This window comes from Vibrio sp. IB15, assembly GCF_016406055.1.
GTDB classification, from domain to species: Bacteria; Pseudomonadota; Gammaproteobacteria; order Enterobacterales; family Vibrionaceae; genus Vibrio; species Vibrio chagasii.
On record NZ_JAEFCE010000080.1, the window covers coordinates 1 to 17,715 of the forward strand.

At 45.7% G+C, this 17,715-nt stretch carries 16 protein-coding genes; 7 read left to right on the plus strand and 9 right to left on the minus strand.

Features of this window, described 5'->3' with window-relative positions:
• Positions 1–93: 93 nt before the first annotated feature.
• A complete protein-coding gene (locus JC606_RS20955) occupies positions 94–561 on the minus strand; it encodes an EVE domain-containing protein (RefSeq protein WP_004740480.1) in 468 nt (155 codons plus the stop codon).
• A gap of 39 nt (positions 562–600) precedes the next feature.
• On the opposite strand from JC606_RS20955, the gene JC606_RS20960 reads away from it, so the two are divergent.
• Together JC606_RS20960 and JC606_RS20965 are read left to right on the plus strand one after the other, a co-directional pair.
• On the plus strand, positions 601–2,136 hold the full coding sequence (locus JC606_RS20960) for a COG3650 family protein (protein ID WP_137409058.1): 1,536 nt from the start codon (positions 601–603) through the stop codon (positions 2,134–2,136).
• A 2-nt stretch (positions 2,137–2,138) separates the two neighbouring features.
• Positions 2,139–2,735 (plus strand): tRNA-uridine aminocarboxypropyltransferase, encoded by a 597-nt coding sequence (locus tag JC606_RS20965; RefSeq protein WP_004740477.1) that lies wholly within the window; start codon positions 2,139–2,141, stop codon positions 2,733–2,735.
• Between the two features lie 125 nt (positions 2,736–2,860).
• On the opposite strand, the gene JC606_RS20970 is transcribed toward JC606_RS20965, so the two are convergent.
• The 7 genes from JC606_RS20970 to lptM form a co-directional block, all read right to left on the minus strand.
• Positions 2,861–5,359, minus strand: a complete 2,499-nt coding sequence (locus tag JC606_RS20970) for a bifunctional diguanylate cyclase/phosphodiesterase (RefSeq protein ID WP_137409059.1) — start codon at positions 5,357–5,359, stop codon at positions 2,861–2,863.
• A 169-nt stretch (positions 5,360–5,528) separates the two neighbouring features.
• On the minus strand, positions 5,529–6,245 hold the full coding sequence (yigB, locus tag JC606_RS20975; protein WP_137409060.1) for a 5-amino-6-(5-phospho-D-ribitylamino)uracil phosphatase YigB: 717 nt from the start codon (positions 6,243–6,245) through the stop codon (positions 5,529–5,531).
• Positions 6,246–6,255: 10 nt separating this feature from the next.
• The gene (xerC, locus tag JC606_RS20980; protein ID WP_061034253.1) at positions 6,256–7,188 is read right to left on the minus strand and encodes a tyrosine recombinase XerC; all 933 of its coding nucleotides are present in this window, start codon (positions 7,186–7,188) and stop codon (positions 6,256–6,258) included.
• On the minus strand, positions 7,157–7,855 hold the full coding sequence (locus JC606_RS20985; protein ID WP_008221909.1) for a DUF484 family protein: 699 nt from the start codon (positions 7,853–7,855) through the stop codon (positions 7,157–7,159). Before JC606_RS20985 ends, xerC begins: the two co-directional genes overlap by 32 nt.
• Positions 7,856–7,900: 45 nt before the next feature.
• Entirely contained in the window at positions 7,901–8,731 is an 831-nt protein-coding gene (gene dapF, locus JC606_RS20990) for a diaminopimelate epimerase (RefSeq protein ID WP_008221911.1), read from the minus strand.
• Between the two features lie 11 nt (positions 8,732–8,742).
• Positions 8,743–9,996, minus strand: a complete 1,254-nt coding sequence (gene lysA / locus JC606_RS20995; RefSeq protein ID WP_137409061.1) for a diaminopimelate decarboxylase — start codon at positions 9,994–9,996, stop codon at positions 8,743–8,745.
• A 42-nt stretch (positions 9,997–10,038) separates the two neighbouring features.
• Positions 10,039–10,155 (minus strand): LPS translocon maturation chaperone LptM, encoded by a 117-nt coding sequence (gene lptM / locus JC606_RS23715; RefSeq protein WP_017068592.1) that lies wholly within the window; start codon positions 10,153–10,155, stop codon positions 10,039–10,041.
• 75 nt (positions 10,156–10,230) lie between these two features.
• Here lptM and cyaY point away from each other — a divergent pair, with 75 nt between their 5' ends.
• On the plus strand, positions 10,231–10,545 hold the full coding sequence (cyaY, locus tag JC606_RS21005) for an iron donor protein CyaY (protein WP_008221918.1): 315 nt from the start codon (positions 10,231–10,233) through the stop codon (positions 10,543–10,545).
• 70 nt (positions 10,546–10,615) lie between these two features.
• Here cyaY and JC606_RS21010 read toward each other — a convergent pair whose 3' ends face one another.
• Entirely contained in the window at positions 10,616–13,144 is a 2,529-nt protein-coding gene (locus tag JC606_RS21010; RefSeq protein ID WP_198779365.1) for a class I adenylate cyclase, read from the minus strand.
• Between the two features lie 344 nt (positions 13,145–13,488).
• Between JC606_RS21010 and hemC the strand changes: the two genes are divergently transcribed.
• Genes hemC through JC606_RS21030 form a run of 4 tightly spaced genes read left to right on the plus strand, consistent with a single transcriptional unit; the run spans position 13,489 to position 17,576 of the window.
• Positions 13,489–14,427 carry a hydroxymethylbilane synthase gene (hemC, locus tag JC606_RS21015; RefSeq protein WP_017633312.1) on the plus strand — a complete coding sequence of 313 codons (939 nt, stop codon included), beginning with the start codon at positions 13,489–13,491 and terminating at the stop codon, positions 14,425–14,427.
• A 2-nt stretch (positions 14,428–14,429) separates the two neighbouring features.
• Positions 14,430–15,158 carry a uroporphyrinogen-III synthase gene (locus JC606_RS21020; protein WP_137409062.1) on the plus strand — a complete coding sequence of 243 codons (729 nt, stop codon included), beginning with the start codon at positions 14,430–14,432 and terminating at the stop codon, positions 15,156–15,158.
• Between the two features lie 19 nt (positions 15,159–15,177).
• Positions 15,178–16,395, plus strand: coding sequence for a uroporphyrinogen-III C-methyltransferase (locus JC606_RS21025; protein ID WP_137409063.1), 1,218 nt, complete (start codon positions 15,178–15,180; stop codon positions 16,393–16,395).
• Positions 16,395–17,576 carry a heme biosynthesis protein HemY gene (locus JC606_RS21030; RefSeq protein ID WP_198779366.1) on the plus strand — a complete coding sequence of 394 codons (1,182 nt, stop codon included), beginning with the start codon at positions 16,395–16,397 and terminating at the stop codon, positions 17,574–17,576. The genes JC606_RS21025 and JC606_RS21030 overlap by 1 nt, the downstream gene beginning before the upstream one ends.
• Positions 17,577–17,715 lie beyond the last annotated feature (139 nt).

The following is a 17,715-nucleotide window of genomic DNA, read 5'->3' on the forward strand; positions in this document are numbered from 1 at the left end:
GTTCAAAAAAAATCCCCAAGCGTGGCTTAGGGATTTGTGTATAAGAGACAGGCCAATGGCTGCCTTTTTTGAACCTTACGCTAAAAGCTTCCTCTAACGAGAACCGAGCACTTCTTTGCTTAAGATCGCCTGCCACTCTTGTTCCGTCACAGGCATGATCGATAAACGATTGCCGCGCTTCACCAAAGGCATTTCAGATAATTCAGGCATGGCTTTAAGGGTCGCTAATGGGATCAAGCGTTCAGTAACTCGAACAAACTCGACATCAACCATTATCCAGCGCGGGTTATCGGGTGAAGATTTAGGGTCGTAGTAATCACTCTCGGGATCGAATTGAAAATGGTCTGGGTAGGCTTCTCTGGTTACTTTTGCGATCCCCGCTACGCCCACTTTTTTACATGATGAGTGGTATATCATCACTAGGTCGCCAAGCTTGACCTCATCACGCATCATGTTTCGAGCTTGATAGTTACGAACTCCCTCCCAACAAGAGGTTTTTTGTACTCTTAGTGTCTGAATAGAAAAAGTGTCGGGTTCTGTTTTAAATAACCAATATGCCATAATAAATCCAATTAACGGTTGCTCCGAGGAAGATATAACATGAAGGTAATGAAAAACCCAGTGACATGGCTAGCCGCATTCGCGCTACAAGGCTGTGTAACCGCTCCAGAAACACCGCAACAACCTGAAGTTCCACCAGCAACCTTGGATGAACCTCTGAGCGTTCAACCACAAACCTTCATCATGCGCGGTCAAGTTGTGGTAGGCCATGCAAGCCGCACGTTTACCCCTTGTGGTAGCCAACAACAATACTGGTTAGATATGTCCCCTGAGCTAGCGCTAGAGGCACAAGGGTTAGCTGCCAGACCTTATCAAGCTCTGTATGGTGAACTGATTGGCCACCTTACCGTACCTAGCCAAACCGGCTACAACGCTGATTTCACAGCACGCTTCGTGGTTGATCAAGTCAATATCTTAACGGCAGAAAACCCTGAACGCTGCGACCAACCACTGCGCTCCACACGAGTCTTCGGCAATGAACCATTCTGGTCCGCCACCTTTGATAAAGACCAGATGACTTATACCAAAATAGGCGAAGCACCTCAGGCTCTCAACATCGAATCAAGCCGCACCACGCCAAGCAGTCGTGATTACCAACTAGAAGGTAAAGCAACACAAGGCGAGCTCAATCTGAAGAAAGAGAGCTGCAGCGACGGCATGAGTGACTCTATCTATGGCTGGGAAGCAAAACTCAACCTCAATGAAAGCAACTACACGGGCTGTGCTACGGTTTCAAACCAAGATCCTACACTGGACTGGAGTGGTACCTATTTCGCTAGCTCAACGCAGAACTCAGGGTTCTCTATTAACCTTGAGCTCAACGATGACCATAGCGCAGTAACAACCTACTCTTACAGCAACGGTGATCCTTCTATTGTTGAGCAAGGCTTCTGGCAGCAACTCAACCAAAACCAAGTTCAGGTCGTCATGACTCGCCACCAACAGCAATATCTGATATCCGAGCGTATCTTCACTCTCGATAACGGTAAGTTGGTCGCAAAGAAAGAAAAGGTCGGCAATATCGTTTACCCGATTGCCAACGGTGGTCTAGTACTATTCGAAGCAAAGCCTGTACAAGCACAAACCAACGCGGTTGATCTAAAGGCGAAGCAAGTGAACTCCAGTGATCAATTTGATCCAAAAGTAGACCAAGCGATCCGCGAATATTTTAAGATCAACAACAGCTCGCCTGATGATACTAAATACCGCTGGCTCACCTACGACCTCAACGGTGACGGTAAAGAAGAGCTGTTCGCCCAGCTCGATTGGTGTGGCTCAGGTGGTTGTACACTGCTGATTTTCGAGAACCATCAAGACAAGTGGCGCTTCAATAGCCGAGTCACATTAGTAAAAGGCGATATACGTGTGGGTAAGTCTAAAAATCACGGTTGGCACGATCTGATCTTCAATGTCAGCGGCGGGGGTGCAATAGCGGCCAAACACGCACTCTCATATACGGGTGTCAGCTACCCACTCAACCCAAGTGTGGCACCGGTAGCCGATGATGCTGATATCAGCGATGTGGTTTTGTTTGCTAACGACATCTCACCAGTACAAAGCGGAGTTAAGCTATAACCATGAGCGATCAGCAAGCTTGCAGTGGGTGTGGTTTCACTCATCAATGTATTTGTCATCGAATACCGAATACTGAAAGCCAAACCCAGTTAGTGTTACTCACTCATGAGAATGAACTAACACGAGACACCAATACCGGAAAGCTACTGCAACAGTCACTCAAGCAGTGTCAGTCTTTTGTTTGGCAGCGCAAGACGCCTCCAGCCGAACTACTGGCTTTACTTAATGATGAAACTCATCAGCCTTTGCTGTTGTTTCCAAGTGATGAAAGCATTGAATGCCAGCAAGCGGTTTCGGATACAGCGAGTGAACGAATGCCGTTATTCATCATCTTGGATGGCACGTGGCAAGAAGCAAAAAAAATGCTCAACAAAAGCCCTTGGCTACAGACGATTCCTCAAGTGCACCTCGATGTAACCAGTGAATCTTCATATACGTTGCGCCGCAATCAAGACAATGGACACTTATGTACCTGTGAGGTTGGTATTGAGCTACTTAAGGCATTAGGTGAAGCTCAACCAGCAAAGCAGATAGAGGATTACTATCAGCACTATCTCAAAGTATTCCAAGCAGACAAAAGTGGACACGCTCTCAGATAGAGTAATGCGGAGTGCTTAAGCACCAAAATAAAAAGGGTGAGCCACTAGCTCACCCTTTTCACATCTCGCTTTAATACATTGGACAAAACAGTGTTTCACGTGAAACATCAGACATTTGCCACTCATTAGAACAGCCGTTTAGGCTCTCCAAAGTAATAACCTTGCAGGTAATCGACGCCCATCTGTTCGGCTATCTCACAAACCTGTTGATTGTGAACAAACTCAGCGACCGTTTTGGCATTAAACACTTGGCACAATCGCACCAGCTGAGAAGCAATGTTTCTCTGCTTCTGGTCTTTGTCTATGTTACGAATCAAACTGCCGTCGAGCTTAATTATCTGCGGCTCCAGCTTGATGATCTCATCAATGTTGGAGTAACCAGAGCCAAAATCGTCCACGATGATTCTTGCTCCTAGAGAGCGGAAGTGGTCACACACCTCAATCATACGGCCATAATCTTTGATCTGCTCAGATTCTAGCACCTCGAGCCCAAGTCGAGTGGGATCGTTCATTCCACTAATCGCAGTCTCAAGTACCTCCAGTGTCTTATCACTTAGGAGATCTTGCGGAGAAAGGTTGATGGAGAACGGACTCTGCTTATCTGCCATATAGCCGATGGTGTTCTTAATCATGTGGCGACTAAGACGTGTATAAAGATGGGTGTCGGCAATCATAGGCAAGAACTTACCTGGTGGCACAATCGTTCCATCAGCTTCCATTATTCTCACCAAACATTCTTGACCAATCAGTTCATGTGTTCTCGCCTCAACAATTGGTTGCGAGTAGGTAATAATATTCTGATCTAAGATTGCTCGGCTAACACAGCTCAACCAACCAATCCGTTCTTTACGCTCTTCTTCACTCACCTGAATATCTTTGGCATTAGTTATGTGGGTGTTGTTACGAACACCATAACGTCGTGCTTCAATCGCTTTTAGAAGGATTTCATCACTATTATCAGTCAAAAAGTCACAGCGACTGGCAAACCCGCCACATAACGAGACCGATAGGTAGTCAATATCGGTTAAGCCATAAGGTTCGAAGTTAACACGTTCAACTTCATCTGCAAATTCTACAAAGCGCTCCTTTATCCTCGCTCCTATGGCACTGGTATTGAAGATAATCGCCCATTCTCCAACCCCAATACTAAAGAGTTCAACTTTGATCTTAGACCTCTTAACGACTCGAAGCTGCAAACGCTCTACGAGGTGGTTGGAGAGATCTAAGAGTAATTGATCACCAACTTGATACCCATACTTGTCATTCACTTGATGGAAATTAGTCAATTTCAAAGTCAACAAATGTTCAGTAAAGAGAATCGTATTGAGTCGTTCTTTTAGTACTATACGGTTAGGTAGCCCTGTAAGGGAATCAATGCGATAACTCTCCGTTAAACGACGAGCCTGTTGATGGAGTTTCTTCTCCATTTGTGTGTTCATGCTATCAAGATCAGCCACTGCGTTACGCACTAAGTTAAGCAGTGGTGAAACCGTAGAGCCACACTTAAATTCGTCAGCGTGAAACTCATTAATCTCGTCAGACTCTCTCATCGCGATATAAGTCAGACTGTGGTGAAGGATATCTTGTCGCTCTTCAGTTCGATAAAGCTCTCCCATGCAGTAAGCACCACATGCATTTACTATCCCTTCAAATGGCTTGAGCTCTAACTTACTGTCAATGAACTCCAATCGAGAAACGCAGTTATAGATGATCACAGACTCAGGTTGATGCATGGCAAGCATCTCAGCGCCATGACGCACCTTTTCGGCAGTCAGTGATGGGTGGTTATAGCAGAACTGAGCTTCTTCACCGATCTGCCAAGGGCTATCAAACTCGATACTGCCATCGTCATTAATACGAAGTGGTGTTGATATCCCTTTCTTCCTGCCAAGTTCGCGATAAAGCGGAAAACTCATCAGTTGACTGAAAGGAAGGTCTTTACCATCGGCAAGGTAATGTTTAAATACTTCAATCGCCGGCTTGTCATTTAATGCATACAGACGGTTCCCTATCGCATGAGTCACTCGTAGTTTCATCCCTATAGGGTTCCACTCGGAGTAAGCGTCTGACCACACCTTTAAATTAGAGTTCGTCAAGGCAACCGCTACGCAGGCATGTTGGTAAGTTTGCTCGTTGTGCATAACCCAGCGGCCGAACTCATTTTCCTGGCACAAGCCACCAGCCACTGGTAATGCGTAGGAATGATTTTCGAAAGCACCATAAATTGGGTAATCACGTCCTTCAACCTGATCACACAAGCTGATAACAGTTTTGGTGTCTTCCGATAGATCAAGTTGAGATACGAGATCTTGGCTATCTTGGTTAGGGTTACCTGTAAAAGGCTGTACCGCGGAGATTAATCGAGTTTCGTTGAATTCACTAACAATGACTAAGGTGCAAGTACTCTCAAGGCAGTTATCACAAATAACATGACGAGCACTTTGACCAATCAACGTCGCATGGCTCAAACGATTGAGCGCCACGTTAGCAAGTTGGCGAGCCACATCCGGTGATTGCGTAGAGAAAAGTTGAACTAGGTATTGTTTGCTATCACACCATTCGCGCTGAGCAAATTGAGATTCTAATTGCTCCTCTGTGTTTGCGAGAAATGTATATGTTTGCATGCCAACCCTTGTTCGAAATCTAATGGAATAGAGAACCCGCAACCACCGCTATGATTGAAATGAATCGTAATAAGTAATCGCTAATTATCCTAGCCTAAACAGGCCTTTAAACACGACTAATGTAACAATTCACTATCATAAATGCGACACAATAAGCCTGCACTGGACATTAAATTAGTCGCATAAGATCGCTGAGCTGTTCTATTTCAACATCAGGAAGCACACTCGCCTTCGAAGATAGGTATAAATTGGAACCAGTGTCATTAAACCAGCATGCTTGGAAGCCATTTTTCTTGGCTCCATAGACATCCGTCCTCAAATGATCACCCACATGAAGGATATTGCTAGCATCAAAGCCTAAATGCTGTTGTGCTTTCTCAAACATGTCTGGGTAGGGTTTGGCTCTGCCGTCTGGTCCCGCTTTAAGAATGAGTTGGAAATATTGCCCAAGGCCAATTTTGTGGGGATCAACGTTACCATTGGTTATCGCAACCAAAGGAATACGCTCGGCAAGTTCCGCCATCACACGGTGGGTTTCTTGAGGAACGTCGACTTGGTTGCGTAGCCATAAGGCATGTTCGATACCATCACGAGCAGCCTGTTCCGCTTGCTGCAGAGAGTAACCCAACTGCAGTAAACCTGTCTTAATTTGGGTTTCACGCCACAAGGTGACGTCATGCTTTAGCTCAGGGTTTTCCAATGCGACTCGTTGTTTTACAGCTTGCCACTCATCCAGCGACAAAGAAGCAGACACAGGGTGCTCTTGAAAAAGCCACTGCGCCATCTCTTTCTCAACCTTCACGATCACAGGCCAGTTGTCATATAGAGTGTCATCCAAATCAAAGGTCATGGCTTTGACAGGCTGTAACCCTCGGTAAATTCGCATAGTAAAACCTTTAGTCTTTATTTTTCTTACGGGCTCTTGGGTGAGCCTGATCGTATGCTTGTGCTAGATGCTGGAAATCTAAGTGAGTGTACACTTGGGTGGTCGAGATGTTTTCATGACCCAATAACTCTTGGACCGCACGAAGGTTTTGGCTCGACTCGAGGACATGCGTTGCAAAGGAGTGACGCAGTTTGTGCGGGCTAATATGGCTCGCTACAGATTGCTTCTTGCCCCACTCTTCCATACGTTTTTGCACACTGCGGTGTGAGATGCGTGTTCCCAGCTTGGAAACAAACAGCGCATCCTCTCCTGGAGAAGCCAATTCACCGCGGACTCGCAGCCACTTATCGACCCACTCTTTGGCTAAGCCCGAAAATGGCGCCTTGCGCTCCTTGTCACCTTTACCGATCACTCGGATTTCTCCTTGGCGGCTCAGCACGTCTTTGAGGTTGATACCAACCAGTTCAGCAAGACGCAAACCAGCACCGTACATCACCTCCATCATCGCTCGATCACGAATCGACAGCGGATCGTCTTCATTCACGTCAAGCAACTGACCGACTTCATCTACATCGAGGTTTTTTGGTAACGGGCGCTGCTTACGAGGTGCAGAGACCCCTTTTGCAGGGTTTGCAGTGATTTCGCCACGTAAGACAAGAAAATCAAAGAAGCTACGCAGTGACGATAAGCGAGTCGCAATACTGCTTGCCTTCATTCCGTCACGCATGCCTTTGCTGGCAAGTTGCCTTACCCAAGCCGCATCGACTTGGCGCCAATCCTTTAGCCCCAGTGTGACTAAGTGTTCAGCCATGGTTTCAAGTTGTTGTTTGTAGTTTCGCTGGGTGTGTAGGCTGAGTCCCTTCTCGCTTCTGAGATATTCATAGAAGCGAGAAAGAGGCTTTTGAAGGCTATTAGGAAGAGGTGTTTTGGGCTCTAGGCTCATTATTTATCTGCCAAGGTAAGGTGTCCGCCAGATGAGACACAACAAGTGCTAAGTGGCGTAAAAAGAGCGTATCCATATGAGGTTGGAAATGCCCGCCATCTTCACTAGAAAAGGCGAGTAACCCCAATGGAGACTGCTTAGCGAGCGGTAGTACTACATAAGAGCCTAGCTCTGGAACCGGGAAATCACCAAACAAATCTTGTCTGTCAGCTTTTCTTAAGCGCCCAAGGTAGGCATCTTTGCCATTAAAGTGGTTGAGTGAAAACTTCGAGTAGCCCTCTTCGCTGAGCTGATAAAAACCCGTTTGCGAAAGGATTCGCAAATGAGCCTTCAACCCTAGGTCGAGTGCCTTTTGCTCAACCGCTTTAATCACCTGCATGAAGTCACTGCATTTCAGTACTTGCGCTTGCAGGTCCATAAACTCATAGAAGGTTTTATCGTTACTCGCCGCCAAAGACATCAAGCCAGTGATCTCTTCTTCTAGCTCTTCGATTCTCTGGCGTTGACGTTTAAGCTGAATCTCCACCAGAGAAACGGCACCCTGCTCAACGTTATTAATAGCAAGGCGATCCACCAAATCTTTTCGGTCTTGGAAAAAATCTGGGTTATCACGTAAATATTCCGCGACCACTTCTGCGGTGAGAGCGTCGGCTTCAACGTTAGACAAAACCTATCCTTTATTTTTTATGTATCTATCTGTTATATGTCGAAATCAGCAAGAAAGCTGACCATCAAACACATGCGTAGCAGGGCCTGTCATATACAGAGGTTTACCCGGGCCTTGCCAACTAATGTGTAAATCACCGCCCGGTAGACGAACTTTCACATTTTCAGCCAGTAAGCCTTGAGTAATACCCACAGCAACAGCACCACACGCACCGCTACCACAAGCCTGAGTTTCGCCCGCTCCACGTTCGTAAACACGTAGACGAACTTCTTCACGATTAACCACCTGCATAAAACCAGCATTGACACGCTCAGGGAAACGCTCATGTGATTCAAGCAGTGGGCCCAAGGTATCCACATCGGCCGTATCGACATCATCAACGACAGTGACCACATGCGGGTTGCCCATGCTGACCGCGCCACAGAACAGAGTGTGTGCATCGGTTCTTAGGATGTAGGTCTTTTCAGGTTGCTTCGCTTTAAATGGGATCTTGCTTGGTTCGAACTCAGGAATGCCCATGTTCACGGTGATCAGGTCATTCTCTTCAATCTTGAGAACCATTTTACCTTTCTTGGTGCTGACGTTGATGCTGTACTTATTCGTTAAGCCTTTCATACGAACAAATCGTGCAAAACAACGAGCACCATTACCACACTGCTCCACTTCACTGCCATCTGCATTAAATATGCGGTAATGGAAATCAGTTTCTGGATCATAGGGAGCCTCAACCACAAGTAGCTGGTCAAAGCCCACACCAGTGTGACGATCCGCCAAACGACGGATCAAATCTGGAGAAAAGAAAATATTTTGAGTAATGCAGTCCACGACCATGAAATCATTGCCCAAACCATGCATTTTAGAAAAGTGGAAGTGCATAACGCTTTAAATTACTCCGGAAGAATGTTTTCAAGTTCCCACAAGCTCGTAAGCTCTTCACGCTGACGAACCAAATGAGTTTTGTTGCCATCAACCATCACTTCAGCCGCACGCGAACGAGTGTTGTAGTTTGAAGACATGACAAAACCATAAGCACCAGCTGAGCGAACAGCAAGTAAATCGCCCTCTTCAAGCACTAGCTCACGATCTTTACCTAGGAAGTCACCTGTCTCACAGATAGGACCAACCAAGTCATAAGTCACAGCTTCACCCTGACGCGGGCTTACAGGAACAATGTCTTGCCAAGCTTGGTAAAGCGCTGGACGCATCAAATCGTTCATTGCTGCATCGATAATGGCAAAGTTCTTGTGTTCCGTTGGCTTGAGGAACTCAACTTTCGTTAATAGTACACCAGCGTTAGCAGCAATCGCTCTTCCAGGTTCGAAAATCAGCTCTAGATCAGAATGATTTTCTAGACGCGCCAATAGTGCTTTTGCGTAATCTGAAGGTTGTGGTGGCAATTCATCACGATATACCACACCCAAACCACCACCAACATCAAGGTGCTTAATGTTAATACCATCAGCACGTAGTTGGTCGATCAGAGCAAGCAAACGATCAGTCGCATCAATGAAAGGCTCGATGTCAGTTAATTGAGAACCGATGTGGCAATCAATACCATGGATAGACAAGTTCTCAAGTGTTTGTGCAAAAGCGTAAACGGCAGGCGCACGGTCGAAGGCAATACCAAATTTGTTATCACGCAGACCTGTCGAGATATAAGGGTGAGTGTTTGCATCAACGTCTGGGTTGATACGCAGTGAAATCGGCGCCTTAACACCCAGTTCACCAGCGACTTTATTCAGTCTCTCTAGCTCTGGCTCAGACTCTACGTTGAAACACTTAATGTTTAACTCAAGCGCACGTTTCATTTCAGCGGCTGTTTTGCCGACACCAGAGAAAACAACCTTTGCCGGATCGCCACCTGCAGCCACAACACGCTCTAGCTCACCGCCAGAAACGATATCAAAGCCAGAACCTAATCGAGCTAGGGTATTCAATACGCCAAGGTTCGAGTTCGCCTTAACGGCATAGCACACCAAGTGTGGATGCTCACCAACCGATGAATCAAACGCATTCCAGTGGCGTTCTAATGTAGCACGAGAATATACATACAGCGGTGTACCATATTGCTCTGCTAGTTGTGAAAGTGCGACGTCCTCAGCCCAAAGCTGGCCATCTTCCTGATAGTTGAAGTAATCCAAAGTTCTTATCCCTTATAAATAACGATTTCTGCGTGTTTTCACTTATTGTGATTGTTCGGTCTGCTGAACTTCATCAGGATCGTACAAAGGACCCGTTTGACCACAACCAGAAAGTCCAATAACGGACATCATAAATAGAGCAGTAATTAATTTTTTCATTTTGCATATCGTGATTATTAACTCAATGCCCCCTATAATCGCACCACACTCAGGAAAAGCAATAGGATAGAAAGGATGAACGAGACTGAATTTCATCAGCTAGTCGATATACAGATGCAAAACATCGAAGAAGCTATCGATGAATCAGAGGCAGATATTGATTACGAAGTGACGGGCAACGTGATGACGCTGGAGTTTGAGAACCGCAGCCAAATCATAATTAACCGCCAAGAACCAATGAAAGAAATCTGGTTAGCGTCTAAATCTGGTGGCTTTCACTTCAAGCTAGTTGACGACAAGTGGACATGTTCAAAGACGGGCATGGAGCTGTTTGAGATGGTTAAAGAAGAATGCGTGAAGCACGCAGGTGAAGATATCGACTGGGTCTAACCACTGATAAGCAAAACAAAAAAAGGAGTGATTCAATCACTCCTTTTTAATATCTATCTGTCTAAATCAACTAGATGTTAACTATCTTTGAGCTCCGAGAAGCTAAAGTGGCATCATTACGGTAAGGCACAACATAAGAGTTGCCCTCTTCTGGATGAACGATTTGGTAGTACTGAGGTAAGTTAAAGTTAATCAACTTTGACGACATCTTCGACTCATCTTTTACCGAGGTGTAGAAAGAGTTTACGCTCGCGATCATCTCATCTTTTTCACCGCTGTACTGGTGATACACCTCAACCTGATTCGACTCGTCCAATACATAAATATTGAAACCTTTATCGGTATCTTCAAAGAAGAACTGAATCAAGCCCTCACTCGCAAAACCATCCACCACTTCTGGCAGTTGATACTCTTGCTCTTTATCGAGCATCAGTAAAGGAGAACCCTTCAACTTATTAGTTGAGATACTACGATAGAAGTCGACTGAGTTTTCCAACATCTGTACCGACACACCACGACGTTCGAAGAACAGGCCAAACATCTTGTTGGCTAAACGAATAGCCTTAAAGCGGCGGCGTTTCTCTGGTTCAATCGGTTTCAATCGTAAGTCGATACACTCAGCAAGCAGTTGATACACCATATTGCGCATCACACCACGCAGGTTTTTGCTGTAACAGAACACATCAACCGACTCTGGCGGCAACGCATCTTGGTGCATTTTACCAAGTACCGTCTTAAGGGCATCCAGCATTGCCGTATCACCTTGGAAATGCAGCGTACGTACTTCATGCCAAGAGTTACGATAAACCAAATCGACACTGCCGACTAAGCTCTTACCTTCTTCACCAAAGCTGAAGATATCTGCATTCTTCAGATCGACCTTCAAGGCACGACCGCTTAATTCAGAAGTCGGATCGTTTTCAAAGTTGATGAACATCGCCAGCTGGCTGATCTCACAAGGGCTCGCCAGTGCTTGCATACTCGGACGGCGTTTACGTAAAGAGAAGGTATTACGTAGGTCGCTCACCATTTGATAGAACTTATCGATATCAATGTGGGCGTCACGAACTACAGAATGCAAACGTGTCGATTCAGTAATCAAACCATTAAAGAATGACCATGCAACCAGCTTACTCAAGTACTCATGGTGCTCGAGCGAAGGCTGACCAAGAATGCGGTGCGCAATAAGCGGCTGTTTGTACAAGTACCAACCCGCTTTATTCGATTGCCCTTGGCGAACCTCTATAAAGCTCAAGTCAGGTTCATGCAGATCCGGAGAGATTTGCGGATTCAGTAGCGTCACTTTGCCCGGCAACACCTCAAACGCAGCATAAAGCTTACGCGCCAAGATACTGATATCTTGTGGGCTGATTGCCGATGTGATGTCGTTACGACGTGCAAATTGAATCAGGTTACGATAGCTCAGCATCAAGGCATCAAGCAGTGCGTGGTGCACCACTTTCACCTGCTCAACCTTCCAGTTACGTCGGTTATCGAGCTCAGCAATGGTTTCCTGTCCCCAATTCCAAGACTTAGTCATCTCGGTTAGGGCTTCACGACGCCATGCTACAGAACCGATACCGGCTTCACGCGACAACTTCTCATGGGTCTTAAGGTAGAAACAGCGTCTCACCAAATCCAAACGAGTGTGGTCGTTAATACGCTCTAGGTAGCGAGTTACCTTTTCTAGCATCAGATAGTAGCTATCCATGCCATACAGATCCGGTTCATCCGCAAAAAAGCGACGCTTGGTATCGATACTCAAGAGTTGGGTGTTTGGGTATTCCCATGAATAGGCTTCTAGCAAGATCGCCTTTAACACCGATTTATACGGTGAGTCGATACTCTTATAGAGCTGCCACAAGTTAGAACCAAAGTACTCTTCTGCAGGAATGCGATTCAGCTTACCGAAATCAATCCACTGCGAACAATCAAGATAGCCATCCTGACACAAGCCTTGAACATATTCGTCATAGCACTCTTCCATTTCTGGCGGAATGATTTGCCACAACAAACGTTGACCAGCCAAGCGAACCGCTGAGCGATAGAACTCATCAAGCAGTAATAAGTGCTGTGAAGAACCACAGTTATCACCGGTCATCTCTTCTGAATGGTTCGAACGGAAACGCTCTTCATCCATTAAGAAGAAGTTAGCTTCAACGCCTAAGGTTTCAGCCCAGTCGGTAATCAACAGACATTTATTGGTAAGGCTATCGCGAGCTGGGCCGTCCATATCCGGAGATACACACACCCAGATATCGAGGTCGCTTGACGTGCTTTGACCAATAGAAGAGGTACTGCCCATGGTGTAAAGGCCAAGAATTGCGGGCTCCGCAGACTCGGTTAGCTTGCCACCTAAAGTAAGTTCAGTATCAGAGACAAATTGCTTTTGGAATTCATTAAGCGTGAAGCTACGAATTCCAAAAGGAACTTGTTGATCATAATAACCAGGCATTATTGGATGATTGAAGTGAAGCAGTGCGGGAATAAGATTGAAAACTCGTTGACCTTGCACATTCATCAACGCCAACGCACGATCAATGCGCTGTTGATTTAGATTGTCTAATCGTTGAATCAATGTTTGAGTGTAAGCCTGCAAGGTAAGTCCTTGGTTTGAGATTAAATGCACTTCTGTTTAGTTACTGAACGAAAGCAGCAACAAAACGTGATCAATTTAACACTTTCACCCCTAATGGTAAAGCAAAGGAAGCCGCCAGACCGGCTAATTCCTTAATGACAAAAAGTTAAACTCACGGCGCCGTAGTGTCCTCGTTATTGACTATTTCTAATAATAGCCCATGTTTCAAATGAGATACCAATCACACTATTTTGGTGAACTTATGAAAATCTCTCAGCTATCAAAGCATGGAATGATCAAACAGTAAGAATTTTCGCCTCACAATGGTAGGATTAGGCTATTACAGAACCTATATCGGAAACACCATGACAAATTCAGCACCAATCCGTATCGCAACCAGAAAAAGCCCTCTTGCCCTTTGGCAGGCATACTTTGTAAGGGATGCTCTTCAAGCTGCTCACCCTGGTTTAGAGGTTGAGTTGGTAACTATGGTGACCAAAGGTGACATCATCCTAGACACTCCGCTTGCCAAAGTGGGTGGTAAAGGTCTGTTCGTAAAAGAACTTGAAGTGGCAATGCTAGAAGGTCGTGCTGACCTTGCAGTTCACTCAATGAAAGATGTCCCTGTCGACTTCCCTGAAGGTCTAGGTCTAGTGACGATTTGTGAACGTGAAGATCCTCGTGACGCATTCGTATCAAACACATACAACAACATTGATGAACTACCACAAGGTGCTGTCGTAGGTACATGTAGCCTGCGTCGTCAGTGTCAGCTTCTAGAATACCGCCCTGATTTGATCATCAAAGAGCTGCGCGGCAATGTTGGTACTCGTCTGGGTAAACTCGATGACGGCCAATACGATGCTATCGTTCTGGCAGCAGCAGGCCTTAAGCGTCTGGAACTAGAAGAGCGTATCCGTAGCTTTATCGAACCAGAGCAATCTCTACCAGCAGTAGGCCAAGGCGCTGTAGGTATCGAGTGTCGTCTTGATGATGAGCGTCTGATTAAACTTCTTGAGCCACTGAACCACCAAGACACAGCCGACCGCGTACTTTGCGAACGTGCAATGAACCTGACTCTGGAGGGTGGTTGCCAGGTGCCTATCGGTAGCTACTCACTATTAGATGGCGACAACATCTGGCTACGCGCACTTGTAGGTGAACCTGATGGTTCTAAGATGGTTCGCGGTGAGATCTCCGGTCCTCGTAAAGATGCTGAAGCACTTGGCGTTACTCTGGCTAATCAACTGCTGGATGACGGTGCGAGAGAAATCTTAACCAAGCTATACGCAGACCAAGAATAATCATGACTGTGTTGGTAACTCGTCCCGGTGTAGAGGGACAATCGCTTTGCCAACAACTAGCGGATGAAGGGGTTCAAGCGATCCATCATCCGCTTATTCGTATCATTGATAATCCAGACACAGCCAACTTAAGCGTCCGGCTCAACAACAGCGATATCATCATCGCTGTCAGCCATCATGCCGTGACCGCGGCTCAAAATATCCTTTCTAAAACTTCGTCCGTTTGGCCTACTTCGCCGCTTTATCTTGGCGTTGGTCAAAAAACTGCGCACGTTTTAAGCAAAGTCTGTAAACAAAAAGTAAACTATCCTCAAGTTAGTGATAGTGAACATCTTCTTAAACTTGCTGAACTGAGAGACGTAAATAACACATCCATTTTGATACTACGTGGGAATGGTGGGCGAGAGCTCATTCGAGATTCTTTGCTCAACCTAGGTGCACAAGTCTCTTATTGTGAGACCTACCGTAGAGAATATATTCCAATAAACGATCACAATACCTATCAAACATGGATAAACAAAAAAACGTCCAAAGTAGTCATCACAAGTCAGGAACAACTGGAGTATCTGTGCTCCATTACCCCTGGTGAGTATTCTGCTTGGCTTTCAACGAGACATTTGTTTGTTCCAAGCAAGCGCATAGCACAACGAGCACAACAGCTCGGCTTCTCTAACGTTACGAATACTCAAAGTGCTGCGAACCAAATATTACTGGCTGCTCTCCAGCCCTAGCTAGAAACAGGAAATAAGCATGACAAGCAAAAAAAATAATGAGCATATTGAACCTGAACAGAACCAAGATACTCAGCCAGTAGCGACCAAAGACGAAAGTGCTGAATCAAAAGAAGCTGAGTCAAAGCTTGAGGCCCCAGCACCGAGTACGACTCACACTGAGCAGACTCAAGCCGACCACAAAGAACAAATTGAGAAAGCAGAAAAGCAAGGCAAGCGCGGCGTGAAATTCGGCGCTATCGCTATCGCAATTTCTATTATCTTCAGCGGTGGTATTGCCTTCCAAATGCAGCAAAAGAGTGCTGAATATTCAGATCAAATCGCAGCACTTCAAGCCCAGCTACAAAATACCCAATCTGCTGTAAATAAAGACCTGCAAGCCATCAAACAAGAGACCATCCAAGAAGCATCACATGCGGTAGAGAAAACTCAGGTTGTACAATCTCAACAACAAAAGAGCATTCAAAGCCTGCAGCTAGCGGTAGCTGATGTGAAAGGTCGTCGTCCGAATGACTGGCTGCTTGCGGAAGCCGATTACCTAGTAAAACTTGCTGGCCGCAAACTATTCCTTGAGCATGATGCTGTTAGCGCAACCAAACTTATGGAAAGTGCCGATCAGCGTATCGCCGCACTCAACGATCCAAGCCTAGTATCTCTGCGCCAGTCTATGACTAACGACATCACTAAGCTTCGTACTATTCCTCTGATCGACCGCGATGGTTTGGTGCTACGTATCACAAGCCTTCAGCAACAAGTCGATAAGCTACCTCTAGCGAATGCGATTCTTCCTGAGGCTGAAATCGTCGAGAAAAAAGCCGTATCTCAGGACATCAATGACTGGCAAAGCAACCTGATGACGTCGATGAAAGACTTCTCAGAAAACTTTATCACTTTCCGTAGTCGAGATGGCGAGGTTATCCCTCTACTATCACCAGAACAGCACTTCTACCTGCGTGAAAACATCAAGGGTAAACTGGAAACTGCAATTCGTGCAGTCTACAAAGAGCAAGGTGAAGTTTATAGCGCAGCTCTAAAGACAGCTAACGAGTGGTCTAAGTCGTACCTAAACCAAGATAACAACTCGGTCATCGAATTCGAGAAGGCAATTAAGCAATTAAGCGAACAGAACATCACTGTTAAATACCCTGTGAAGCTTGAGTCTCAGAATCAGTTATCTGATGTGATTCGTGAACGTCTACGCCGTGAGGTGACGGTAATGACCTCGGAGGAGAAATAATGATTCGTTTGATTTTTCTTTTCCTTGTACTCGGTGCGGGTCTGTTTGTCGGTACTCAGTTTTCAGGTCAACAAGGTTATGTGCTGATATCAATTGCCAATAAGACGATTGAGATGAGTGTGACAACAATGGCTATCTTTGTGATTGTCCTTTTGGCTGCACTGTTTGGCTTAGAGTACCTATTTAAGAAGCTTATTTACGCTAGCTCAACAACTTGGAACTGGTTCAGTGTTCGTAAACTTAAGCGCTCTCGCCGTTATACCAATGAAGGCATAATCAAGCTTCTTGAAGGTGACTGGAAAGGTGCTGAGAAGAAAGTGACACGTTGGGCAAATCACCACGACATGCCTCTGCTTTGTTACCTAGTGGCCTCTCAAGCAGCGCATGAGCAAGGCAATACCGCTGAACGCGATAAATACATCGAACTGGCTAGCCAACAAGACGATTCTCTATTGGCCGTTGAGCTAACTAAAGCTAAACAACAGATCAGCGAATCAAACTACGAAGCCGCTTTCGATACGCTTTCAAATATTAAAGGTTCGCACCCGAACAACACTGCAGTCCTGGGCTTACTAAAAGCGACCTACATGCAGCTTAAGTTATGGCAACCATTGCTGGAACTAACGCCTAAGCTCGCTAAAAACAAGCTCCTAACAGCAGATGAGCAGCGTGAACTAGAGCAGAAAGCACAATGTGGTTTGCTTCACGACGTCGCACAACAACAAGGCAGCGAAGGCTTAATCAGCCACTGGAATAAGCTTCCAAGAAAACAGAAGCAAAGCTCACACCTTGTCTCTTGCTTTGTAAAACAACTGATCGCACGCAAAGCCGATGCAGAGGCTTTCACTGTAATCAAAGAGAACATCGCTAAAACGGGTTCAAACGAGCTCTACATGCTACTTCCAGAGCTGAATCTTGCTGATCACCATCCAGTAGTTGTGATGCTAGAGCGCGCTATCAGCAAAGATAACAATAATGCAGAAGCACACAGTGCATTAGCTCAGTTCTACCTAAGAGAGCAAAAATGGGCAGAAGCGCAAAGCCATTTCGAAAAAGCACTAGCACTTCGCTCTAATGTTTCTGATTACGGATATCTGTCTGATGCACTAGAGAAGCAGAACTTAACCAAAGCAGCCCACGAGGTTTCTCGTAAGGCACTCGCTCTAATTCAACCAGCTTAAATCTCGCTGTATAAATAAGAAGCCGATGCCCATGAACTGACCCCCAATAGTTGGACACCAATTATTGGGGGTCTTTTTATGTCTAAATATAGCCGAGAGCTAAAATGTATCATTGCTAAGCAATATTTAGATGGCACGT